At 48.1% G+C, this 22322-nt stretch carries 19 protein-coding genes, 1 pseudogene and 1 riboswitch; of the genes and pseudogenes, 16 read left to right on the top strand and 4 right to left on the bottom strand.

What is annotated here, in order from left to right:
• Positions 1-9 precede the first annotated feature (9 nt).
• From GC098_RS37735 to GC098_RS37750, 4 genes are all read left to right on the top strand, one after another.
• Positions 10-1458 carry a PP2C family protein-serine/threonine phosphatase gene (locus GC098_RS37735; RefSeq protein WP_171649464.1) on the top strand — a complete coding sequence of 483 codons (1449 nt, stop codon included), beginning with the start codon at positions 10-12 and terminating at the stop codon, positions 1456-1458.
• Positions 1459-1591: 133 nt separating this feature from the next.
• A complete protein-coding gene (locus GC098_RS37740) occupies positions 1592-2368 on the top strand; it encodes an eCIS core domain-containing protein (RefSeq protein ID WP_171649465.1) in 777 nt (258 codons plus the stop codon).
• A gap of 85 nt (positions 2369-2453) precedes the next feature.
• Complete coding sequence (locus tag GC098_RS37745) at positions 2454-4292, top strand: hypothetical protein (RefSeq protein ID WP_171649455.1); 1839 nt, start codon at positions 2454-2456, stop codon at positions 4290-4292.
• A 14-nt stretch (positions 4293-4306) separates the two neighbouring features.
• Positions 4307-4825 (top strand): YbjN domain-containing protein, encoded by a 519-nt coding sequence (locus GC098_RS37750; RefSeq protein WP_171649466.1) that lies wholly within the window; start codon positions 4307-4309, stop codon positions 4823-4825.
• Between the two features lie 67 nt (positions 4826-4892).
• Here the strand turns inward: GC098_RS37750 and GC098_RS37755 are convergent, their stop codons facing one another.
• Together GC098_RS37755 and GC098_RS37760 are read right to left on the bottom strand one after the other, a co-directional pair.
• Positions 4893-5534: a hypothetical protein gene (locus tag GC098_RS37755; RefSeq protein ID WP_171649467.1), complete on the bottom strand. Its 642-nt coding sequence runs from the start codon at positions 5532-5534 to the stop codon at positions 4893-4895.
• Positions 5535-5880: 346 nt separating this feature from the next.
• Positions 5881-6864 (bottom strand): bile acid:sodium symporter family protein, encoded by a 984-nt coding sequence (locus GC098_RS37760; RefSeq protein WP_171649468.1) that lies wholly within the window; start codon positions 6862-6864, stop codon positions 5881-5883.
• 151 nt (positions 6865-7015) lie between these two features.
• Positions 7016-7114: riboswitch (TPP riboswitch) on the top strand.
• Between the two features lie 334 nt (positions 7115-7448).
• Here GC098_RS37760 and GC098_RS37765 point away from each other — a divergent pair.
• The 9 genes and pseudogenes from GC098_RS37765 to GC098_RS37805 all read left to right on the top strand — a co-directional run bounded on the left by GC098_RS37765 (position 7449) and on the right by GC098_RS37805 (position 16235).
• The gene (locus GC098_RS37765; RefSeq protein ID WP_171649469.1) at positions 7449-8069 is read left to right on the top strand and encodes a thiamine phosphate synthase; all 621 of its coding nucleotides are present in this window, start codon (positions 7449-7451) and stop codon (positions 8067-8069) included.
• Positions 8070-8078: 9 nt separating this feature from the next.
• The gene (thiO, locus tag GC098_RS37770; protein ID WP_246359208.1) at positions 8079-9362 is read left to right on the top strand and encodes a glycine oxidase ThiO; all 1284 of its coding nucleotides are present in this window, start codon (positions 8079-8081) and stop codon (positions 9360-9362) included.
• Complete coding sequence (thiS, locus tag GC098_RS37775) at positions 9346-9549, top strand: sulfur carrier protein ThiS (RefSeq protein WP_171649471.1); 204 nt, start codon at positions 9346-9348, stop codon at positions 9547-9549. The genes thiO and thiS overlap by 17 nt, the downstream gene beginning before the upstream one ends.
• 5 nt (positions 9550-9554) lie before the next feature.
• Positions 9555-10322, top strand: coding sequence for a thiazole synthase (locus GC098_RS37780; RefSeq protein ID WP_171649472.1), 768 nt, complete (start codon positions 9555-9557; stop codon positions 10320-10322).
• A gap of 516 nt (positions 10323-10838) precedes the next feature.
• Positions 10839-11630: pseudogene (gene thiD / locus GC098_RS37785) on the top strand (bifunctional hydroxymethylpyrimidine kinase/phosphomethylpyrimidine kinase); the annotation flags it as partial.
• A 158-nt stretch (positions 11631-11788) separates the two neighbouring features.
• A complete protein-coding gene (gene thiE / locus GC098_RS37790; RefSeq protein WP_171649474.1) occupies positions 11789-12433 on the top strand; it encodes a thiamine phosphate synthase in 645 nt (214 codons plus the stop codon).
• Between the two features lie 13 nt (positions 12434-12446).
• Positions 12447-14231, top strand: a complete 1785-nt coding sequence (gene thiC, locus GC098_RS37795; RefSeq protein ID WP_171649475.1) for a phosphomethylpyrimidine synthase ThiC — start codon at positions 12447-12449, stop codon at positions 14229-14231.
• A gap of 279 nt (positions 14232-14510) precedes the next feature.
• Positions 14511-15116, top strand: coding sequence for an ArsR/SmtB family transcription factor (locus GC098_RS37800; protein ID WP_171649476.1), 606 nt, complete (start codon positions 14511-14513; stop codon positions 15114-15116).
• A gap of 3 nt (positions 15117-15119) precedes the next feature.
• On the top strand, positions 15120-16235 hold the full coding sequence (locus GC098_RS37805) for an aminopeptidase (protein ID WP_171649477.1): 1116 nt from the start codon (positions 15120-15122) through the stop codon (positions 16233-16235).
• Positions 16236-16313: 78 nt separating this feature from the next.
• Here the strand turns inward: GC098_RS37805 and GC098_RS37810 are convergent, their stop codons facing one another.
• Positions 16314-17165: an AraC family transcriptional regulator gene (locus tag GC098_RS37810; protein ID WP_171649478.1), complete on the bottom strand. Its 852-nt coding sequence runs from the start codon at positions 17163-17165 to the stop codon at positions 16314-16316.
• Between the two features lie 334 nt (positions 17166-17499).
• On the opposite strand from GC098_RS37810, the gene GC098_RS37815 reads away from it, so the two are divergent.
• From GC098_RS37815 to GC098_RS37825, 3 genes are all read left to right on the top strand, one after another.
• The gene (locus tag GC098_RS37815) at positions 17500-18351 is read left to right on the top strand and encodes a sugar phosphate isomerase/epimerase family protein (protein ID WP_171649479.1); all 852 of its coding nucleotides are present in this window, start codon (positions 17500-17502) and stop codon (positions 18349-18351) included.
• A gap of 149 nt (positions 18352-18500) precedes the next feature.
• Entirely contained in the window at positions 18501-19166 is a 666-nt protein-coding gene (locus GC098_RS37820) for a TVP38/TMEM64 family protein (protein WP_171649480.1), read from the top strand.
• A gap of 45 nt (positions 19167-19211) precedes the next feature.
• A complete protein-coding gene (locus tag GC098_RS37825; protein ID WP_171649481.1) occupies positions 19212-19895 on the top strand; it encodes a phosphatase PAP2 family protein in 684 nt (227 codons plus the stop codon).
• A 344-nt stretch (positions 19896-20239) separates the two neighbouring features.
• Here the strand turns inward: GC098_RS37825 and GC098_RS37830 are convergent, their stop codons facing one another.
• Complete coding sequence (locus tag GC098_RS37830) at positions 20240-22237, bottom strand: alpha-amylase family protein (protein WP_171649482.1); 1998 nt, start codon at positions 22235-22237, stop codon at positions 20240-20242.
• Between the last annotated feature and the right edge of the window lie 85 nt (positions 22238-22322).

The following is a 22322-nucleotide window of genomic DNA, read 5'->3' on the forward strand; positions in this document are numbered from 1 at the left end:
GCACGCTGGATGAATATCGTTGTTGGTGTGCTTCTTATTGTGTGTCTCGTGGTTGTCATACTATGGCAGCTGAGCGAGCGAAAGCGTAGATCCGCAGAGCTGGAGCTTCAGAGAACTATGCAGCTATTCGATGTAAGTTTGGAAGTGAATTCGACGATTCGTAAACAGGATTTGCTTGTGAAAATCATGGAAACCTCTTCCCGCATTATGAATGCCGAGGCTTCGTCAGTTATTTTGGTCGATGAGGAAAAAGGGGAGCTGTTCTTTGACCTTGCGTTAGGTGAAAAAGGCGACGAGGTTCGTGAAATTCGCCTCAAAATAGGTGAAGGCATCGCAGGTTGGGTGGCTCAGACCGGCGAATCGGTCAAGGTTGATGATGCTGGGCAGGACGAGCGATGGTCGTCGAAGGTAGCGAAACGAGTCGATTATCCGACGCGCAGCCTTCTCTGCGTACCACTGGTAAGCAAGGGGAAAATCATCGGTGTGCTGCAGGTGTTGAACAAGCGGGATGGCGCTCATTTCTCTGACCGCGATTTACAGCTGCTTGAGTCCATCGCATCGCCAACGGCGGTTTCTTTGGAAAATGCCATGCTGTACGACGCGCTGGAGAAGTCCATTCATGCTTTGAAAACGACAACGGCCGCTAAAGAACGGATGGAGAGCGAGCTGCGCATTGCCACTGATATCCAGATGGGCTTCCTCCCTCACGGGAGTTTGTGTTTAAGCAGTGGCGGCGTTGAAGGTGATATGAACGACTCAACTGAAGCGGGAGGTCGTGAAAGTACTGACGTGGCTGTCGTGGAGACACAGGCCATTATTCGTCCTGCTCGTGAAGTGGGCGGGGACTTCTACGACTACTTCTGTATCGGGGCAGATCGCTTGTTCTTCGTGCTTGGCGATGTATCTGACAAGGGAATACCGGCTGCTTTGTTCATGGCAGTAACCATGACGTTGTTGAAAGGGAAGATGACCTCAGAGATGACTCCTGGAGAGCTGTTGACGGCAGTCAATCAAGAGCTTTATAAGGATGACTCAACGATGTTTGCGACGATCTTCTGCGGTTTACTAGATGTACGAACAGGACAGTTAATTTATAGCGATGGTGGTCATTGTCCCCCTTACATCATGCGGGAAAGCGGAGACGTGGAGCAGCTGAAAGGGAAGAAAGGGCTTCCGCTTGGCGTTATGGATGATATGCTTTATATGGATAATGAAATAACATTAGGTCTTGGTGATCGAATTATACTTTATACCGATGGGATTACAGAGGCAGAGGACCGGCTGCAGGAGCAATATGGCTTCTTCCGACTATGTGAACTATTGACGAAGGAGCAAGCAAGTAATCAAACGCGCTTGCTCGAGCGGATGGTTGAGGACGTAGATGACTTCACGAATGGCGCTGTCCAGTCTGATGATATTGCTGTGCTCGTTATAGACAGAAATACAACCAAAACGTAACCTCAAAGCCATATAGTTGTGATATAGTGAATTTATACGACTTCATGCGTTCAGACACGGATAATTAGGGGACGCAAGCCATCAGCGGATGGGAAATAAGGCTGGGAAATACCACAATAGGGGGTTCATGCCAATGCAACAGTCACGTATAAACAGGCAACCAGATACTTCTTTGCAAACGAATCATCGTACCAAAAGCAGTACGCAAGGACAGTCTGCGGGAGCAGATCTGATGAATATTCAGCGCACGATTGGCAACAAAGCTGTTGGCAGCATGCTGACTGTTCAGACGAAGCTTACTGTTGGACCCGTGGGTGATTCTTATGAACAAGAAGCCGACAAAGTCGGTAAAGAAGTAGCTGATCATATCGCAGCATCGGAAAGTGGCGGGGCATCTAAGACTGACGTTCAGCGTACGGAGAGTGAAGGTGCAGGTTCGGAAGAGGAAGAGCTGCAGATGAAGCCGTCGAGTGAAGCAATCCAGCGCTCGGAGGGCGGAGAATCGGAAGAGGAAGAGCTGCAGATGAAGCCGTCGGGCGAAACAATCCAGCGCTCGGAGAGCGGAGAATCAGAAGAGGAAGAGCTGCAGATGAAGCCGTCAGATGGCGGAGGTTTCGACGCCGGGGCGTCCATTGAATCTCAGATTAAATCGAAACAAGGCAGCGGAAGTAAGATGGATGATCAGATTCAAGCGAAGATGGAATCTGCATTCAAGGCTGACTTTAGCAAAGTTAATATACATAATAACGCAGAGTCTACGAAGCTAAACGAATCGTTAGGGGCGGAAGCGTTCGCAACGGGGAATGATATCTTTTTCCGAGAAGGCAGATATAATCCTGAAAGTCATCAAGGTCAGGAACTACTGGGGCATGAATTAACGCATGTAATCCAGCAACGAGGCGGCAAATAAACTTAGATCTACGGCAACAGGGAATATTATTCGCTTGTTGCCTTTTTGTATGGATAACCAGATCGCGTAAAGGAGTAAAGCTCTAATGGCAAAAGGGAATCACTTTCAACCCAGACCGAGCGCAATTGCTAACCAACATGCAAATCAGTCACAAATGTCTCAGAGGAGCAGCGCAGCGCCTCAAGCGTTTCCGCTCGCTCCGAACTTCTTTATACAGATGCAGCGTACGGCAGGCAATCGGGCAACGCAAGCTTACACCAATCAACTCATTCAGCGTAATACACCGGCTTCTCCTTTACTAGTGGTTCCTACTGCGGCGCCAGCAGCTACGGCAGCGCAGACGGTAGCACCAACACCGGCAGCTGCAGCGACGCAGACAGCAGCCCCAACGCCAGCAGCAACGCAAGCTGCAGCGCCAGCGGCGGCAGCATCAGCATCAGGAATGTCTAAGGAAACCGCAGATATGACAGCGGGTGTCACATCAACATTCAGTGACAGCTTCGGGGCTCGATCGGATAATTTGAAAGATTCTTTTGATAAAACGGATAATGCAAGTGATGCTCAACAATCCGCTAGTATGGGGGCTGTCGCTTCAGCTGCGGATTTGATTGGAGGTCCCTTCCAAATCTTGAGTACGATCAGGGAAACGTTGGCCATTTCTTCAGCTGACCGTACGAAAGGGGATTACGCATCAGCAGGATTAGCCATAACTGAATCCGGCGGCAAAATGGTTAGCGGCTCGGCAGGTTTGGTTGATAAAGCAGCGAAATCTACGGGTCACAAGGATGGCGTAGGAGGTTCCTCATCAGTCAGCGATTACTCCGGAACGGTTGCTGAGGCGATATCGGCTGTGAAGAGTACCATTATGACCGTTAAGGGTATATATGATATGTATAGTAAGTTCTCCGAGAAGGATACGGGCGAGAAGGCAAAGGGTGTTATTGATGTTATCAGCAATGCCATCCAAGGTGCGCAATCGGGTCTTAAAGTGGCTAAGGGCATCATGGAAATTATGGAGACAAGTACAGCAAGCTTAACCTCCGTCATACCGGGTGTCAGCATTGCGGTCAGCGGTGTGAAAATTGCCATAAAAACCGTCGATGTGATTAAAGCCGGCTTAAACCGTTCGGCAATGACGGCATTGAAACGTGATTTCAAAGGGAAAGCTGAGAATGCTGCATTCGTCAAAGCTAAAACGTGGTATCGCAACGCAGGCGTGGATAAAGCGAAGCTTGCTGCGCATAAATTAACCCTAGAAACGAAGTCAGCGCAAGGCGATGCGGCAGCTAGAAGTCAGCTCGAAGCAATTAAAAACTACGAACTGGCCAAAGAAATGAAGAACATCAATGTGAAGCGGACGACACGCGGCGGCTTGCAAATTGGCTTAGAGTTAACTAAAATTGCAGCAGACATTGCAACATTGACTGGGGTTGGAGCACAAGTCGGAACACCTCTCAAAATTGTCGCTTCTGGTGTGGGAGCTGCCATGCCAATTGTGCGCTCTTTGAAACAAGCAGGACGCGACCGTGCAGCTAAGGACGGAGCATGGGGCATTACCAAAGCGGTATTCGATGCGAATAAATCGACAGAGAAGAAGCGGGAACGTCGTAGCAGAGATGCGGATCTGATTCTTGATTTAATCAGGAGCTTGCCTGAGATCTACGATCCTGTACCAGCAGCAGCGCCTGCAACGGCAGCCCCAGCGGCTGGGTCTGCACCAGCAGCAGCAACTCCTGCACCAGCACCGGTAGCTAGGTCTTTCACCGGAGGTGGCCATACAGATTCAGAAGTGATTACTCGCTACAAACAAGTATGCAGTTTTATAGAGGCAGCGGGAGTTAATTGGCCAACGCTTAAAGGCTTAGAGAATGATCCGGATAAACTGAGAGAAGGTCTTATTACTGCGATGGGCCAAAGAGAATAGGAGAGTGGACATACATGCTACCAGATTTGGTACATGCGCGCCATTTGGCGCAACTGGGATTATTGAAGCAAATCCTAGATGAAGCGGATCTTGCCACGAATTTATTGGAAAAATCCGAAGCGATTCCACTTCACGTGTTAATGGCAGGATTTCAAGAGGATAAAAAAGGGCGTGAACGGTTCCTGCACTTTAGTTTTTTACCTCTGAACGATGATGATATTGTTGCCATCCAGCTGCTACAAATTTACAGTACGCTGCCGTTTCACCTACAAGAAGGAGCGCGAGATGGCGTGGCTTCAGTACTGCTGGAAATTAATACAAGATTGCCAATTGGTCATTTTGGCATCAATGAACAGAATGAGCTGCACTATCGGTATGTGTATAGTATTTCAGCGTCCAGCACTTTTGAAAGCGAAGAAGTATTGGAGATTCTCAGCTTGTTCGTCTACATGTGCGATATGTTCGCTGAGCATGTTGAATTAGTAGCTAGCGGCGAAGCCTCTGCGGAGCAAGTTGTTCAATCTTTGAGATAGTTAAAGTAAACCCAAAAAACCGATTGCTTCCTTCCATAGGAGATCGGTTTTTTGGCTATATTCTGCGCTATTTGATTTTAGTCTGCAGCAGTTCGATAAGCTGCTTGCCGGGATCTCTCATTTCGCCGCCAGCTGGACGATTTCCGTTGCCATTCTTACCGCCTGTTCGATCGGTTGCATTAGCCTTTGGTTGTGCAGAAGCATCTGGTTTATTTTCTGTATTTCCAGATTCGCCATTTCGGTTACCCTTGCCACTGCCGGTGTTTCCGTTATTCCCAGATCCATTTGCACCGCCGTTTCCTCGATTGCTCATGCGCCCAGCTGAATCTTCTATAAATTTCTTCTGAGCATCCGTAAGCTTTTCAAACAGCTTGGTCTTGTTTTCATCACTAAGTTCAGCTTTTGTAACGATTTCTTGAGCAACGGGCAGCATGGCTTGAGCCTGTTCCTTCGTAATGGTAAGTCCATCAGCTTTGTCCAGCATGAGCAGCGTCTGGAATGTACTGAACATTTGTCTTTGCGCCGCATTCATGACAGGCCGTTCTTGAGCATTTTGCTTGCTGTCTGCCTGGGGTTGTCCGTTTTGTTGTTGCTGCTGCGGTTGTGCTGAGGTTGCTGCAGCGGGTTGTGAGGAAGACGCATTCCCACAACCACTCAGTAATACGGGAATAAGGATGCATAAGCCCGCTATTTTTGTCATTTTCATCATTGCTATGTTTCACTCCTATCAATCATCTTCTTCACAATCGTACATGGCAATTATGAAAAATCTGAGAAGAGAAGCTGAATGATACATAAAAGTTAGCTTAAAATTTGCTGAGGGATAAGATTAAGAAGACGAAATGACACAAAGTTTACAACTAGGGAGGTACTATTTATGCAGGAGCTTGTTGGGGAGTGCAAGGATTGTAAAAAGCCAGTTTTCTGCCATGATGGATTTATTAACGGCGTAGTGTTAGACGATAACACCTTAATATGCTTTGAATGTTTCAACGAAGAGAGCGAAATCAGCAGCTAGAAGAACAAAAAAAGAAGCTGCTCAGGCAGCTCCTCAACTAAACTTGTTTAACACCTTTGACGGTTAAGTTGGGAATATCACTCTTTAAAGCGTACCGCCTGTTCAGCAGATAACCGAAAAGGGAAGCCAGCGACTGCTGGAATAGCATTCCTAGTACAACGGGGACAGCCACAGGAGGCGGGAAGTAGGCAACTGCGAGTACCGCGCCAGCACTAATATTACGCATCCCACTGTTAAACGTAAGTGCTACGACGGCGTCTCGTTTCAACCGCATGAGCTTGGCGACTAACCATCCTAGGATGTAACCAAGTGAGGCTATGAAGAGTACAAATCCGGCTAAACCTAGTAATTTAGCATTAAAATCACGTAAATATGGGGCGATTACGGAGCTGTTGATAGCGACAACGATACCCATGGTTATTTTGGAGAAAGGACCTAGACGCCCACTCCATTGTTCTTTAATTTTGCCGCGTGTACATTGATTCAACAGCATGCCTATGATAGAAGGTAGAACGATCATCAGGAACAGGCCTTTCATCATCGCGAAGGAGTCCATCTGTACTTTGGTGCCAATTAAAGCAGATAGTGTGTAGGGAACGACAAAGGGTGAAAGAATGGTGTCCATGAGAATAATCGATAACGTGAGCACGATATTTCCACGATAAATGGCTACCCAGACGAAGCTTGTAATACCAGTAGGTATGGCTGCTGCTAAGATGAGGCCTGTTATGGTCATGGGCTCATGGCTATATACGACATGTCCGAGACCCATCGCAATCAGCGGCATCGCTACATGTAGAAACAACAATGTGGTTATGAGTGGAAGAGGCTGAACGACCACTTTGACGAATTCTTTGAAGCTGGAGCTTATGCTGCCTGCGAAAGTCATAAAGGCAAACAACCAAGGGGATAAATAGCTGAATCCGGATAAATGACTGCCTAGCAAAACGCCGATGAGAACGCTGACTGGTGTGATTAGCGGCAAGATTTTTTCTAATTGACGATTCAATTGGGACAGCATTTAGGTGAACATCCTTCCTGCAAACTTCTTAGGCAACACTGTCTCCCTATTATAAGAGTTGGTAGGGGGAGTGACTAGATTAAGATGCGGAGAAATTTTTTTATTTCCAAGCGCTGGATGACGTGCTATGATATTTAACAATTACATAAGAATGAATCCCTAGGGGCGCCGCAAGGCTGAGACAGAGTAATCTGAACCCTTTGAACCTGAACTGGGTCATACCAGCGGAGGAAAGTGGAACGATCATTGGAGCCCCATCTTTGCATGTTTATTAGGCGGCGCAACCTACAACCACTTTTCTTTGGAAAAGTGGTTTTTTTCATGCCTGAAAATAAGTTTTTAGGGGTGAAATTGATTTAATTCTTACATATTGGGCGGGACCCAAGAGATGAGATTTTATATGGATTATAGCGGTATAGCGATGTTTTTCAGCGCTAAAGTATATGCCTAGAGGAAAAGTGTCTCCGTAGCGGCGAAAAACATGCTTAAAACCTGAACGTACAGCTGGATAAGGAAAATTCTGTTTTTGTTTTGTTGTTTTTTATGTTTTAAAGCAAAGAGCAGGAAGGGAGTTGAGCCTCAATATGTCAGGATATGAACTGCATGTCATTTCCAATGGCAAGTTATCTTGGACGGAGTTGGCGGCGGTTGTAGCAAAGATTTACCCCTATGTTACGGCCATTCATATACGTGAAAAAAAGAAATCGTTAGATGAGATCTTCCTAGGTGTACAATTTTTGATCGAATCAGGTATTCCGTCGAAAAGCCTTTATATTAATGGTTACCCGTCCATTGTCACGGCTGCGGCTTTAGGCGGATTACAACTCCAGGGCAGCACCCCGCCGCTTTCAACCCTAAAAGAATTCTGTCAGGGAGTGCAGAGGACTGGCGTATCGATACATAGTGCGGAGGAAGCTAAGCAGCGAGAGCGGGAGGGTGCGGATTATGTGATGTTTGGTCATATTTTTGCTACGAATTCTAAGCTGGGTATCCCACCTCGGGGGTTGGAGTCGCTCAGAGATGTGGCAGCCCAAGTATCAATTCCGATTATTGCGATCGGAGGCATGAGACCTGAACGCGTAAGTTCAGTTTTGGAGGCGGGAGCTTCCGGTATAGCTGTGATGAGTGGGATATGGGAAGCGGAAGATCCGGTGGAAGCAGTGAAGGCTTACGCCAACGAGCTAGAGCGAAAGGAGGTGGGATAAATGAAACATATGAACGATGTGATCATCGTCGGCGGCGGAGTTATTGGCTCTTCAATCGCCTATAACTTGGCAAAGCGAGGCCAGTCGGTCATGCTCCTCGAGCGCGGGAGGCTTGGCATGGAAGCCTCGGCGGCGGCGGCGGGCATGCTCGGAGCACAATCCGAGATGGAGGATACGGGCCCGCTTTTCCAATGGGCCCGACAAAGCCGAGCGATGTTCCCTCAGCTGAGCGAGGACTTGAATGCTCTCACGGGCATCGACATCGGTCTCGTCCGTGAAGGTCTGCTGAACGTGGCGCTCAGCGACGTTCAAGAGCAGGAGTTGCGCGCGAGGGAGAAGCTCCAACGCGCAGCGGGCGAGCAGGCGGAGTGGCTGAGCGCAGCTGCAGCCGCCAAGCTCGAGCCCGCCTTGAGCGGGGCGACGCGCGGAGCCTTATACCTGCAGGGCGATGGGCAGGTAGAGGCGCCGCTGCTGGCGGCAGCATTCGCGCAGGCAGCCCGGGTGCTGGGGGCGAAGGTGCAAGAATTCGCCCAGGTACAAGGGCTGCTGACGGAGCGAGGCCGAGCCGTCGGGGTTATGACGAGCGAGGGTCCGCTCTACAGCGACCACGTCGTTGTGGCGGCTGGCACGTGGAGCGGACAGCTAATGGCAGGTATCGGCGTCGACCTGCCGATGTATCCCGTGAAGGGCGAGTGCTTCTCTGTCCTTACGACGAAGCCGTTGCTGAGGAAGACCCTGTTCACGACAGGGTGTTATATCGTCCCGAAAGCCGGAGGACGACTGCTGGTCGGCGCGACGGTAGTGCCGAACAGCTACGACCGCAAGGTGTCGCTGGCTGGGCTGGCCGAGCTGATGGATCGCGCGAGGCTGCTCATGCCCGCGCTTGGCGAAGCCGAGTGGGAGAAAGCTTGGTCGGGTCTGCGACCGCAGACGACAGACGGGCTGCCGTACATCGGCAAAGTGCCGGCGTACGATGGTTTATATGCTGCATGCGGGCATTACCGCAATGGGATTTTACTTAGTCCGGTCACCGGGAAGGTGATCGCGGATTTTGTTTTAGGCGGGGGAGAGGATTCTTTTCAGCCTGAGCTGGAGCTGGGATTGGAGATAGGATCAGGGACAGGATCCGAGGCAGAAACACAGTCAGGATCACAGACCTTTTCGGCTATGGAATCGTTGCTCGATGCTTTTAGTCCTGATCTATCTGGGGAATCGAAGCGGATTGGGCGGCGTGAAGGGAACCTATTTTCAGCTACAGGAAAGGAGCTGCACAGCATTGAAGCTGCACATTAATGGGCAAAGCGTAGACATTCCAGAATCGATCCGAACCATTGAAGAGCTGCTCGCGCATTTTGATTTGAGTGAGAAAATGCTCGTCGTGGAACATAACGAAAACATTTTACAAAAAGAAGATCACGCGAAAGTTGAGCTTTCCGAAGGACATAAAATCGAAATCGTTCATTTTGTTGGAGGGGGATAATTCTTATGTTAAAAATCGGTCCTTACGAGTTTCGTTCACGACTATTGCTAGGCACGGGTAAATTTCCGGATTTCAATATTCAGAAGCAGGCGGTTGAGGTTAGTGAATCTCAGATTTTGACGTTTGCGGTGCGTCGTATGAATATTTTTGAAGCGAGTCAGCCTAATTTCTTGTCGATGCTGGATGTGTCGAAGTTCACCTTACTGCCGAATACGGCAGGCGCCAAAACAGCTGAAGAAGCTGTACGTATCGCAAGACTAGCGAAGGCTTCCGGACTTTGCCATATGATCAAAGTTGAAGTTATTGGAGACGAGATGACGCTGCTACCTGACCCGGTTGAAACGTTGAAAGCCTCAGAAATGCTGCTAGAGGAGGGCTTCATCGTACTGCCATACACATCAGATGATGTTCTTTTAGCCAAACGCTTGCAAGCCCTCGGTGTTCATGCCATTATGCCTGGCGCATCGCCAATCGGAACAGGTCAAGGCATCATTAACCCGCTGAACCTGAGCTTCATTATTGAGCAAGCTACAGTACCTGTAATCGTCGATGCCGGCATTGGCGCTCCTTCGGACGCGGCACTTGCTATGGAGATGGGAGCCGATGGTGTGCTGCTTAACACTGCTGTGTCGGGTGCCAAGGATCCGGTCAAAATGGCTTACGCCATGAAACTGGCGATTGAAGCCGGACGTGCAGGATTCGAAGCGGGCCGCATTCCGAAGAAGCGGTATGCTTCGGCTAGCAGTCCGATGGAGGGTTTTAGTCGCGTTTAATTGGGGGAGAGCAAAAGTGTGAGTCTGAGAGAGCCGAAAATGACGTCTCGGTAGTGGAATAGTGAATATTCCATCGTGAGCGGTCGGAAAAAGTTTTCTCGGCTGGTGTGAGTGGATTGAGAGTAAGAATGTGGGACTGAGAAAGCCGGAAATGACGTCTCGGTAGAGATATAGTAGATAATCCATGGTGAGCGGTCGGAAAAGGTTTTCTCGGCTGGTGTGAGTGGATTGAGAGTAAGAATGTGGGAATGAGAGGGCCGGAAATGACGTCTCGGTAGAGGGATAGTGAATACTCCATGGTGAGCGGTCGAAAAAGGTCTTCTCGGCTGGTGTGAGTGGATTGAGAGTAAGAATGTGGGACTGAGAGGGCTGGAATGGACGTCTCGGTAGAGGGATAGTGAATATTCCATGGTGAGCGGTCGATAAAGGTCTTCTCGGCTAATGTTACCGTGCAAAAGCAAAAGTGTGTGTCTGTGAGGCGGACATGTAGAAGTTGAAGCTGAAAGGGGGAGTAAGATGTCTGTTTACAAAGCATTAACGATTGCGGGCTCGGATAGCGGAGGGGGTGCGGGGATTCAAGCAGATCTGAAGACGTTCCAAGAGCTGGGCGTCTATGGGATGTCGGTCATTACCGCGGTGACTGCGCAGAATACGCTGGGTGTTCAAGGGGTTTATCCGATGAGCGCTGAGGCGATCGAGCAGCAGTTGGCTTCTATCGGGGAAGATCTACCTCCCAATGCGCTCAAAACAGGGATGTTATTCAGTGGTGACATTATACGAATCGTAGCGACCGCGATACAAACCTACAAGTGGCAGCGGGTCGTGGTCGACCCTGTGATGATAGCCAAAGGCGGGGCCTCCTTGCTTCAGCAAGAGGCTGTTGAGGCGATGATCCACTCTTTATTGCCGCTGGCTGATGTGGTTACACCGAACATACCTGAAGCTGAAGCACTTAGCGGTATGCAAATAACAGACAGCGAGTCGCGTCAGCAGGCTGCGAAGCGGATTCATCTTTACGGCTGCAAGAACGTGATGATTAAAGGCGGTCATGACGTGAATACGGAGCATGCAACTGATTTGCTGTATGACGGGAAGACATTCACGGAGTTTTCGTCCAGACGTTTGGTTACCAAGCATACGCATGGTACAGGTTGCACGTTTGCTGCGGCGGTCACTTCGGGACTTGCACAGGGTTTAACGACGAAAGAAGCCATCCAACTGGCAAAAAGATTCATCCAAGCTGCAATTGCGGAGCCGTTACACATTGGCAGCGGTCATGGTCCTACGAATCATTGGGCTTATCAACGTGGAGTAAGAGCAAGTATTACTCGAACGGTGGCGAATGAGCTTGACAGGACGTCAGTTGGCGGGCAGCTAAAGAGTGATAGGGCTGTGGACGCTGAAGCTAATGCCGCTGGCTTAGATGACATATTCGTCAACGAGGATGTTCTCATTCGAGGTGTGCGATGAATAGCGAGCAGCTGCGCAAAGCGCTGCGTTTGTATTTGGTCATGGGCAGCCCGAACTGTGGAGGGGCTGACCCGTATGCAGTGCTGGAGGCCGCGATTGCCGGCGGCATTACGATGTTTCAGTTCCGCGAGAAGGGCGCCGGAGCCCTGCAGGGGGCGGCGAAGCTCGAGCTAGGCGCGCGGCTGCGCCGCTTGTGCGCGCAGCACGCGATCCCCTTCATCGTCAACGATGATGAAGGGCTCGCTCTAGAGCTTGAGGCCGATGGCATTCACATCGGCCAAGAAGACGCCCCAGCCGCCGCCGTGCGGCAGCGGCTGAAAAACATGATCGTGGGCGTCTCGGCCCACGATCTCGCAGAAGCCCGGTCGGCGCTTGCCGAAGGCGCCGACTATCTGGGCGTAGGCCCCCAATACGCCACGCGCACAAAGCTAGATGCGCGGGAGGTCCAGGGGCCTGCCGTCATCCAGCGGATTCGCGCAGGCGGCATCCGGCTGCCGCTCGTTGGCATCGGAGGCATCGATGCCACGAACGCATGCCACGTCATCCGCGCAGGGGCGGATGGCGTAGCCGTAGTCAGCGCGATTGCAAGCGCGCACTCACCACGTGAAGCAGCAGCTGAGCTGCTTAGAAACATCAAATAGAGGAGGAATTCGTATGACAACGACTAATAGTAGTTCTGTGAAAGACGTCCAAATTTCAACATTTCCAGGAAGTAAAAAGGTGTATGTACAAGGCTCAAGACCCGATATTCAAGTGCCAATGAGGGAAATTTCTTTGGGAACCTCCACGAATATACAAGGAGAGGAAGTAGCTAATGAGCCTGTGCAGGTTTATGACACAAGTGGTGTTTATACCGATACAGAACTGAAAACGGATATCCGTCAGGGTCTTCCCGCTAATCGCTTAACATGGATCGAAGAACGTGGTGACGTTGAATCTTACGTTGGACGTGAAGTGAAGCCAGAAGATAATGGGCTTGCATCTCCTGATGCAAGAGGTGCCGCTGAAATATTCCCTGGCTTACACCGCAGGCCGCTCCGAGCTAAAAAAGGCTGCAACGTGACACAGATGCATTATGCACGCCAAGGCATCGTGACACCGGAAATGGAGTACATTGCGATTCGGGAGAATCTCGATGCTGAATTCGTTCGTAAAGAAGTCGCTATAGGTCGTGCCATCATTCCTTCCAATATTAATCATCCCGAAAGCGAGCCGATGATCATCGGACGCAACTTCCTTGTGAAAATTAATGCCAATATCGGAAATTCCGCTGTCGCTTCTTCCATTGAAGAAGAAGTTGAAAAAATGACGTGGGCTACCCGGTGGGGCGCTGACACGATTATGGATTTATCAACTGGCAAAAACATACATACAACGCGCGAGTGGATCATTCGTAACTCCCCTGTTCCTGTTGGTACGGTGCCATTGTATCAAGCACTCGAAAAAGTGAACGGCAAAGCAGAGGACCTCACTTGGGAAGTGTACCGTGACACGCTGATTGAGCAAGCAGAACAGGGTGTCAGCTACTTCACAATCCATGCGGGTGTATTGCTGCGTTACATTCCTATGACAGCTCAGCGCGTAACGGGTATCGTCTCCCGCGGTGGATCCATCATGGCCGCATGGTGCCTTGCTCACCACCAAGAGAACTTTCTCTATACGCATTTCGAAGATATTTGCGAAATTATGAAAGCTTACGATGTCGCCTTCTCGCTTGGTGACGGACTCCGCCCTGGTTCGATCGCGGACGCGAACGATGAAGCCCAATTCGCCGAATTGGAAACACTTGGCGAGCTGACGCAAATCGCTTGGAAGCATGATGTCCAAGTCATGGTTGAAGGACCAGGCCACGTGCCGATGCACCTGGTCAAAGAAAATATGGACCGTCAGCTGGAAGTTTGCCAAGAAGCGCCTTTCTACACGCTTGGACCGCTGACGACCGACATTGCACCAGGCTACGACCATATCACCTCGGCCATTGGGGCAGCGATGATCGGTTGGTTCGGCACGGCGATGCTGTGCTATGTGACGCCGAAGGAGCATCTCGGCCTTCCGAATAAGGAAGACGTACGCGTTGGGGTCATCACGTACAAGATTGCTGCGCACGCCGCCGATCTGGCTAAAGGCCATCCGGGAGCGCAAATTCGCGACAACGCGCTGTCGAAGGCGCGCTTCGAATTCCGCTGGCGCGATCAGTTCAATCTCTCGCTCGATCCAGAACGCGCAATTGAGTACCACGATGAGACGCTGCCGGCCGAAGGCGCGAAGACGGCGCACTTCTGCTCCATGTGTGGACCGAAGTTTTGCAGCATGCGTATTACACAGGATATAAGGCAGTACGCACACGCTCAAGGGCTTGATGAAGAGTCCGCGCGAAACAGCGGCATGGAGGAAAAGTCCAAAGAATTCCGTGAAGCAGGAAGCCATATTTATCGATAAAATAGAGGGACGTTTCCACCATTAATGGGTGACAGAAACGTCCCTTTTTGCTACCATAGAGAAAAGCTTAACTTCGTTAATCCGTTAAAGCGTTGAAATGGTCAGAAAAGAGGACATTCATGCTTGCTGAGACTGCAATTGACATGAAATCCTTTTCGCATTATGATACGGTTAAAAAGATTTGACCGTCGTTTAATTAATCTCATTAAGAGATTAAGAGTTGACCATGAGCGCATGTTTAAGGGCTAGATTGGTACAATAGAGGGAGGTCGAGTCCAGATGAAGCTGCAACCAGTTTATATTATTGAAGAACTTGAGCAATTAAAAACGATAAGCGATCCACTACGCGCTAAGGTGTTACTTTATTTAATAGAGAAAGCTTACACCGGTCAGCAAATAGCTAAAATGCTGGGAATGGCACGTGCAAAAGTGCATTATCATTTGAACGAACTTGAGAAGCATGGTTTAATTTCGGTCGTTCGTACGGAACTCAAGAATGGTATTTTGCAAAAGTTTTATCGTGCAATAGCCCGCGGCTTCGTCCCTAGTGAAAAACTGCTGCCTTACGTCTCAGAGGTAGAGAATTACTATCGCGAGAGGACGCTTAGCGTACTTGGACGTGCCAGACGCAGAGCGATTAATGCCCCTGAAGAGGCGTTTCAAATTCCTTCTTCTGATCGTACCCAATGGCCGATTATCATGACCCAGGTCGAAGTCAAAATGAGCAAAGAGAAATATGCAGAATGGCTGAGAAAGTTTCGTGCTCTTATCTTTGAGCTCGATGCATCGCAGGAAGAAAATGGGGAGTGGTTTTATTTGACTACGGTCGGCTTTCAAACGAATGAGCCGAATTTTGACCCTGTTATAGAAGAAGAGGAGAGATAAAGTATGCTAGATCCAAGACTAACGAAGCTCGCAGATGTGCTTGTGAATTATTCGGTTAAAGCGCAGCCTGGAGAAAATATTTTGATAGAAGCGTATGGCATTGATTCAGCTCTAGTGAAAGAGATCGTGAAAAAGGTTCACGCAGCTGGCGCGCACCCTTTCGTCAATGTAAGAGATCATGTGATTATGCGTCAACTCATCATGAACGGTACAGAAGCTCAAATGCAAACATGGGCAGAAGCCGATGCTTTCCAAATGAAACAAATGCAAGGCTACATAGGTGTACGCGGCGGAGCCAATATTTATGAACTGTCGGATATTCCGGCAGATCGGATGAAGCTGTACAATTCGATTTATTATCAACAGGTTCATTTTGATGTCCGCGTGAAGGATACGAGATGGGTCGTTCTTCGTTACCCGACGTCTTCCATGGCGCAGCTTGCTAGCATGAGTACAGATGAATTCGAGGAGTTCTACTTCAACGTATGTACGATGGATTATGGCAAAATGTCCAAAGCAATGGATGCTTTGAAAGACCTAATGGATCGCACAGATAAAGTGCGCCTCGTTGGTCCAGGCACGGATTTGACGTTCTCGATTAAAGGAATCGGCGGCGTTAAATGCGATGGGGAGCTCAACATCCCGGATGGCGAGGTTTACTCTGCACCGGTTCGTGAGTCGGTGAATGGTATCATTTCCTACAATACACCAACGCCTCATGATGGTTTCATTTTTGAGAATATCGTACTTGAATTCGAAAATGGTAAAATAATAAAAGCGACAGCTAACGATACAGATCGAATTAATGAAATTTTCGATATGGACGAAGGTGCGCGTTATATAGGGGAATTCGCAATTGGTGTGAATCCTTACATTAAAGAGCCGATGAAAGATACGCTATTCGATGAGAAAATTGACGGCAGCTTCCACTTCACACCTGGAAATTGCTACGATGATGCTTATAACGGCAACAAATCCTCCTTGCACTGGGATATCGTGAATATCCAACGTCCGGAATACGGGGGCGGCGAGATTTGGTTTGACGATGTGCTCATTCGTAAGGACGGTATTTTCGTACTGCCTGAGCTTCTACAGCTGAATCCGGAAAACTTGAAGTAGAGCCCATTGTCTCAATAACAAAAAAAGGTTGTCCAAAGTCACGAAGACTTGGGCGACCTTTTTCTGTTTGGCTACAGATCAAACCCGCCGCTGCTGGGCCTGGTACTGCCGAGGAGGAAGGCCGACAGCCTTCTTAAACGTTCGGATAAAGTTGGAGTAGTCGTTGAAGCCTGCTAGCTGGCACGTATCAGTGACTGTAGAGCCCTCGCGCAGCAGCTGTTTTGCTTTGGCGATGCGCTTGAACAAAATATGCTCATGGATGGTGCTACCAGTGTGTTTTTTGAACAGTCTGCATAGGTAGGAACGATTCATGAACACGACGTGTTCCAGTACCTCGAGCGACAGATCTTGATCTAAATTTTCGTCAATGTAGGTGAAAAGAGAGGAGAGTTTGTCGGGAATCATGATCTGTTCCTCTTGTTTGCCTTGATTTTGAAAAATTCGATTGATAAACACGAGCAGCTCGATAAAGGCTGAAACAAACAGGATTTCCGATCCTGGGAGCGCTTGAGGTCGCTTATGCATCTCCATACGTTCGTAAAGCTTCATAATGTCATCAATCTGCTGTGGAGTCAGCCGCATCCGGTTTTGCTCACCAAAAATACGGTTATTGAAGCAGTCGAGCAAGTTAAACTGCGGAGAATTAAACGTCTCCATCAGCGTAGGATTAAAATGGATCACGACGTTCTCATAACGCTGTTTTTTGGATTGGAAATTAGGTCGATGCAATTCATTACTGTGCATGATCAGCAGATCCCCATACTGCAGGGGGTAAACCTGTTTTTCGATGAAGTAATGAACGTCCCCAGTAAGGAAAAAATAAATTTCATATTTGTCCTGGTGTTGGTGGAAATCCAATGGAATCGGATCATGGGTCACGGCATGTCTAAAATCGATCATGCGATGTAGATTCTGGTAAAGTTCCTGCATGTGAGGCTCTCCTCTATTTAGCTGGAGTCAATATTAGCAAACTTTTGCCCAATTAATGCAATGAATACGTTTTTATTATACTGCAAAATAAAGAATAGTTAAACAATCAACCAACTCTTGTTCAAGCGGAGAGACTTTAAGCTACGCTCAAAGATCCCTGTAATACCCCACAAAGTGACGCCAAGCTCTGAAGCATATTCCGTCCGCATCGAGCTTTAGCTCGATCGGCGTCTAAACTTACCATTTAAAGCGGTTATACATCACCGAATTGCTTCGATAAGAGTTTAGACAATACTTTGCGGGGGCCCCAAATGAAATTAGGAGGCATATTCATATGAAATTATCCGTGTTTACTGTAGCAACACCTGACCTGACACCAGAAGAACTAGCCAAGGCGGCCGTTGCTGCCGGGATTGAAGGCATTGAATGGCGTTTTAAAGATATTCCTGCTGACGCGGTAAATGAGAAGCCTTCTTTCTGGAGAAATAATCTTTGTTCCATTGATCCGAATGGTTCGGATGAAGAATTGGAACGTTTCCGACTTGCTGCTGTTAACAATAACTTAGTGAACTTGAGTATCACCCCTTACTTAAATGCTTGTAATGTTGCAGAGACCGAGCATGTTTTCAAAACTGCTAAGAAAATTGGAGCTTCCTTCATTCGTATCGGTGTACCTGGCTATGACAAAAGCAAAAATTATAATGACTTGTATGCAACGGCTGTAGACTATTTACATCATGTGCAGGAATTTGCTCAGCAGTATGGCGTTAAAGCCTTAGCTGAAATCCACCATAATACGATCACACCAAGTGCTGGTTTGGCACATCGACTGGTTTCTAACTTCAATTCGGATCACATCGGGGTTCTGCATGATGCCGGCAATATGGTGCATGAAGGATACGAGAATTTCCGCATGGGTCTTGAGCTGCTCGGACCTTATCTAGCGCATGTTCATGTTAAAAATGCAAGATGGTTGCCAACTGGCGAAGAGCAAGATGGCATCAAGCTCTGGAAAAGCGAGTGGTCACCACTAAGCGAAGGGATCGTCAATTGGAAGCAACTGCTGAATGACTTAAAAGCGGTCGGCTACGATGGTTATCTCGGCATTGAAGATTTCAGCGGTCAATATGGCTCGCAGGAGATGCTGAACAATTTTGCTTCGAAAGTGAAGCAATGGTTGGCATAAATAATTGAATGGTCTTAGGAGTCTCACTCGTCTTCAGCGGGTGGGGCTTTTTTTAGTTCGTTTATCCTTGTTTGCATGCCCATGGTTGATATGTAGCCTTTGCTTTGTGTAAGATGGAACTCAAGAATACTGGGCAAAGGAGGGGAGCCATGGCGCGCTCGAAATCGCTCTGGTTACTATTGTTGTGGTTTATAATCGCTGTCGCTGGTCTGCTCGTTTTGAAATGGACCGGTGTATGGGAGCGCTTGGATCTGGATTGGATGACCGATTGGCTGCGTGACCTAGGTCCACTTGGTGGGCTGCTATATATTATTGTTTACACGCTTCGTCCATTGGTGTTATTTCCGGCGACACCGTTGACCCTATATGGGGGCTATGTGTTTGGCGCTTTCTGGGGGACAATCTATGATATTATTGGGGCTGGCGCGGGGGCGATGCTATCTTTCTATATTACGCGCAAATGGGGCCGCAACAGCTTTCAGCGGATTTTGCGAAATAAGAAGCTGCAGTCTTTCGATCAGAAGGCCGAGGAAAAAGGTTTTATGGTCGTCCTGTATATGCGGCTAATGCCTTTCTTTCCTTTCGATGGCGTGAGTTATGGGGCAGGACTGTCCAAAATTCGCTTTTGGGACTATACGTGGGGAACGCTGATTGGTATAATTCCGGGTGCCGTTGTTTATAACGTTTTTGGAGCATCACTGCAAGACATTGGATCGGGTAAGTTTTATGCCGCAGTGGGAATGTACATCGCATTTGCGTTAATACCGCTGCTCCTGAAGAAGACACAGGCTCTAAGAACTCGCGACCGGGCATAGCGTATATAGCGTAATGAGAAGATTATTATGGGGAGAACTTAAGTTATGCAGGGGAAATCGTTGTACAAAGATTTATTTTGGGGATTTGGGGCAGCGTGCGTGTTGTTAATGGGTTTCGTTCTATTGTCTCAAAGCTTGTCATCCAGCTGGTTAAAGGAATTTGACGAGAGTATAGGTAGTGCTGTACGTACACTCAGAAGTGATGCTGTAACACCGGTTGCTTTATTTTTTACTATAATGGGAAAAGCGATAACAGAATTCATTGTATTCGTTGTTGTAGCCCTCATCCTGCTGATCAAATTTAAGCACAAATGGGAGACACTTATATTGCTCATTGGTGTATTGACTGCGTGGGGGTTGAATCAACTGCTTAAAGATCTTTTTCAGCGTGACCGCCCTGTTGGAATGTGGTTAATAGAAGAAAATGGCTTCAGCTTTCCTAGTGGACATGCGATGGTGTCTAGCTTATTCTATGGATTGATCGGCTACTTATTGTGGGTCAATGTGCGCAAAATATGGAAAGCTGCTTGGCTAATTCCGGTTGTTACTATCGTTGTGGTTGTATGTATCGGGTTAAGCCGGATTTATCTAGGTGTTCATTATCCAAGTGATGTACTGGCAGGGTTTGCCGCTGGCGGCGCTGGACTCATTGGATGTATCATGGCGATTCACCGTATTAGGACGAGAAAGATACGAAGCATACATAGATCGGAACAGCTGCGAGGCTGAGTTAGGTAAAACAAAAAGGGCCGTCAGGAGTATCCAGACGGCTTTTTTGCAAGTTGTTGTACAGCGTACAACAATTTTCTTGATTTCTTCTCGTCGGAATGCTAAGAATGTTGTATGTTGTACAACAATTTTGCCTTCTTAGAGGCTATAGAGCTACTTTTGGCTGAAATTGTTGTAATTTTTGCAACATTCGCGTGGAAAACGCGGATTAGCTTGCCTAAAGTTGTACAAAATACAACTTCACAAGGTTGAGCAGCGAATGTAAGTCTTAGTCGCAGCTTGCTTTGCATCAACTTTTATAGACGCTCAAGGACAGCGTAAGTCGTTTTTTCTATAAGATATACTTAGGTTTCAAAAAGAACCATTTGGTGACCGGTTAGACTGACAGAAACGGAAGTATAACCTTCTTCGTCCGTCCTATGAGGAATCATCGTCTTCTCCGGCAGCAGCATGACTTGTTTAACTTTCTCATCCAATTTGACCTGTACGGAGATATCCTTTAAAGTCAGCACATCTTCGATGACTTGGGTGTCTCCTCGCAAGATAGGGACGGCATAGAGCAAATGCAGCACGTAATCCGTACCATTGGATTGACGGGTCAAGTTTACTTTCCCTGCAGAAGGCAGATCGGTTTTCACCGTTGGAGCCGAGATAAACTGTTTGACACACGCAAGGAATAGGTCCCTATACAACTGCACGCCGTGCTTCCGATACAACCTAAATAGAGGTTGGGCGATATATATGATATTGCCGTGTTTAACAACAGCCGGATAATCCGCTTCTTCTTTGGCCGGAGCGTGAAGATGCGAACAGAAATGCCCGTGCCTCCGGTTGAAATAAGGCTTGTAGGTCTGGGCCAACACTTCAGCTCTATTCACCTGAACTTGATAACCCGACTCATAATTGAGAAAAGGGGATCTTACAAACGAACCGGTTAGTTGATCAGTGACTAGGGTATAATCCACATCCCACTCTGATTTTCCTTTGAACTCCACGCCTAGATCCAGGGCGAATTCAGGGCGGTCGACCCTAAGTCCGCTTTCAGCGCTCATGATCACATTTCCGCCGCTAGCTATATAATCTTCAAGTTTGCGCTGTAAGGCATCAGATACTCGAATACAGTCGGGCAGTACGATAATTCGATAGACGGAGAAGTCCATCGAGTCATCGATGATATCGAACAAATAGTGGCCTTCTTCAAGCATCATATAAGCACCCATATCGCTTGTTCGGCTATCTTCGGCATCCGTGAGAGTATTGGCTGAAAGGATGGCAATTTCGGATATGCTGGTCGTATCCTTACACCATGGTTCTTTGGCAGCGATCCCATCGAAAGCTTCCCCAATAATCCGGTAGGTTTCTTCGTCCATTCGTCCATCGGGGTGAAGCTGATCCCCAATACAAATTCTTGCTCCGAAGGCTAACATTTGCTGGCATTCATACTTCAATGCGGCTGGATTTTTGAATCCGCCGAATTCTCCCCACGATTTGTGGAATTTCCCTGTCATTCCTAGATACTGAAAGTCTTGTTTGCGAATGTACCGAACCATGCTGGTGAAGTAATCATAACCCCAGCCGCCTGTCGGCAGCGATTCGATGTCGTAATGCGAATAGTATGGGTAGTATTGTTTTTCACCCATTTTTTCAGTGCAGCAGTTATGATACAGTCTGGTTTCCGGGTTAAGGGACCAAATTAGTTCGGATGTCTTCTGCAAGTAATTCAAATATACATTTTTGGCCAATTGCTTGCGGTGATCCGGGTTGTTTTCGTCAAGACCCATTTCTTTGAGGCTGTCGCGGCAGTAAGAACATACGCAAGGATATTCTCCGACGATATCGTAAAAGATTCCAACTGGCTGGAATCTCTCCATGACTTCCTTCGTATAGTCCAGAAGATACTGTAAATACGGTGTATTTAGACATAGCATATGCCAACCGTCAAATCCGGTCGAACGGGGGTCATCTGGATCAGATTTTGGTGGACCGTAGGGATCATCTCCTTCGGGGGCGATTGCCACCCATTCCGGGTGCTCGCGGGCAGAGAGTTCGTTAAATCCGACCGTCATATAAATCGGAGCTTCGATGTCATTTTTGCTGCAAGCATCTAACATGCGCGGCAACAAATTCGTTTCCAAATGAGGATGAGGCTTACCGACTTTCGTGTCAAAATAACTCCAACCATGATGGCACATGGCGAAGACGTTGATGGTATCTACTTGAGCACTTTGCAAACAAGAGATGAATTGTTCTTCATCGAAATTTCTACCAACGCCGGTAATGTGCTCGGACGTATGAAAGTCCAGATGGACTTGGCGGTAACGAATAGATTTAAATGATTTCATAGATTCACATTCTTTCTAAGTGTATTGTTATTCCGTGTGAACCATCAATCTGGATGGAAACCCAAATTTAGAATAACAAAAGCGT

The sequence above is a fragment of the Paenibacillus phytorum genome (assembly GCF_013141715.1).
GTDB lineage: Bacteria > Bacillota > Bacilli > Paenibacillales > NBRC-103111 > Paenibacillus_E > Paenibacillus_E phytorum.

Bases quoted from the DNA above. Each gene is read 5' to 3' on its own strand.
- GC098_RS37735 (WP_171649464.1), top strand. From the start codon at position 10: ATGAATATCGTTGTTGGTGTGCTTCTTATTGTGTGTCTCGTGGTTGTC.
- GC098_RS37740 (WP_171649465.1), top strand. From the start codon at position 1,592: ATGCAACAGTCACGTATAAACAGGCAACCAGATACTTCTTTGCAAACG.
- GC098_RS37745 (WP_171649455.1), top strand. From the start codon at position 2,454: ATGGCAAAAGGGAATCACTTTCAACCCAGACCGAGCGCAATTGCTAAC.
- GC098_RS37750 (WP_171649466.1), top strand. From the start codon at position 4,307: ATGCTACCAGATTTGGTACATGCGCGCCATTTGGCGCAACTGGGATTA.
- GC098_RS37755 (WP_171649467.1), bottom strand. From the start codon at position 5,534: ATGATGAAAATGACAAAAATAGCGGGCTTATGCATCCTTATTCCCGTA.
- GC098_RS37760 (WP_171649468.1), bottom strand. From the start codon at position 6,864: ATGCTGTCCCAATTGAATCGTCAATTAGAAAAAATCTTGCCGCTAATC.
- GC098_RS37765 (WP_171649469.1), top strand. From the start codon at position 7,449: ATGTCAGGATATGAACTGCATGTCATTTCCAATGGCAAGTTATCTTGG.
- thiO (WP_246359208.1), top strand. From the start codon at position 8,079: ATGAACGATGTGATCATCGTCGGCGGCGGAGTTATTGGCTCTTCAATC.
- GC098_RS37780 (WP_171649472.1), top strand. From the start codon at position 9,555: ATGTTAAAAATCGGTCCTTACGAGTTTCGTTCACGACTATTGCTAGGC.
- thiE (WP_171649474.1), top strand. From the start codon at position 11,789: ATGAATAGCGAGCAGCTGCGCAAAGCGCTGCGTTTGTATTTGGTCATG.
- thiC (WP_171649475.1), top strand. From the start codon at position 12,447: ATGACAACGACTAATAGTAGTTCTGTGAAAGACGTCCAAATTTCAACA.
- GC098_RS37800 (WP_171649476.1), top strand. From the start codon at position 14,511: ATGAAGCTGCAACCAGTTTATATTATTGAAGAACTTGAGCAATTAAAA.
- GC098_RS37805 (WP_171649477.1), top strand. From the start codon at position 15,120: ATGCTAGATCCAAGACTAACGAAGCTCGCAGATGTGCTTGTGAATTAT.
- GC098_RS37810 (WP_171649478.1), bottom strand. From the start codon at position 17,165: ATGCAGGAACTTTACCAGAATCTACATCGCATGATCGATTTTAGACAT.
- GC098_RS37815 (WP_171649479.1), top strand. From the start codon at position 17,500: ATGAAATTATCCGTGTTTACTGTAGCAACACCTGACCTGACACCAGAA.
- GC098_RS37820 (WP_171649480.1), top strand. From the start codon at position 18,501: ATGGCGCGCTCGAAATCGCTCTGGTTACTATTGTTGTGGTTTATAATC.
- GC098_RS37825 (WP_171649481.1), top strand. From the start codon at position 19,212: ATGCAGGGGAAATCGTTGTACAAAGATTTATTTTGGGGATTTGGGGCA.
- GC098_RS37830 (WP_171649482.1), bottom strand. From the start codon at position 22,237: ATGAAATCATTTAAATCTATTCGTTACCGCCAAGTCCATCTGGACTTT.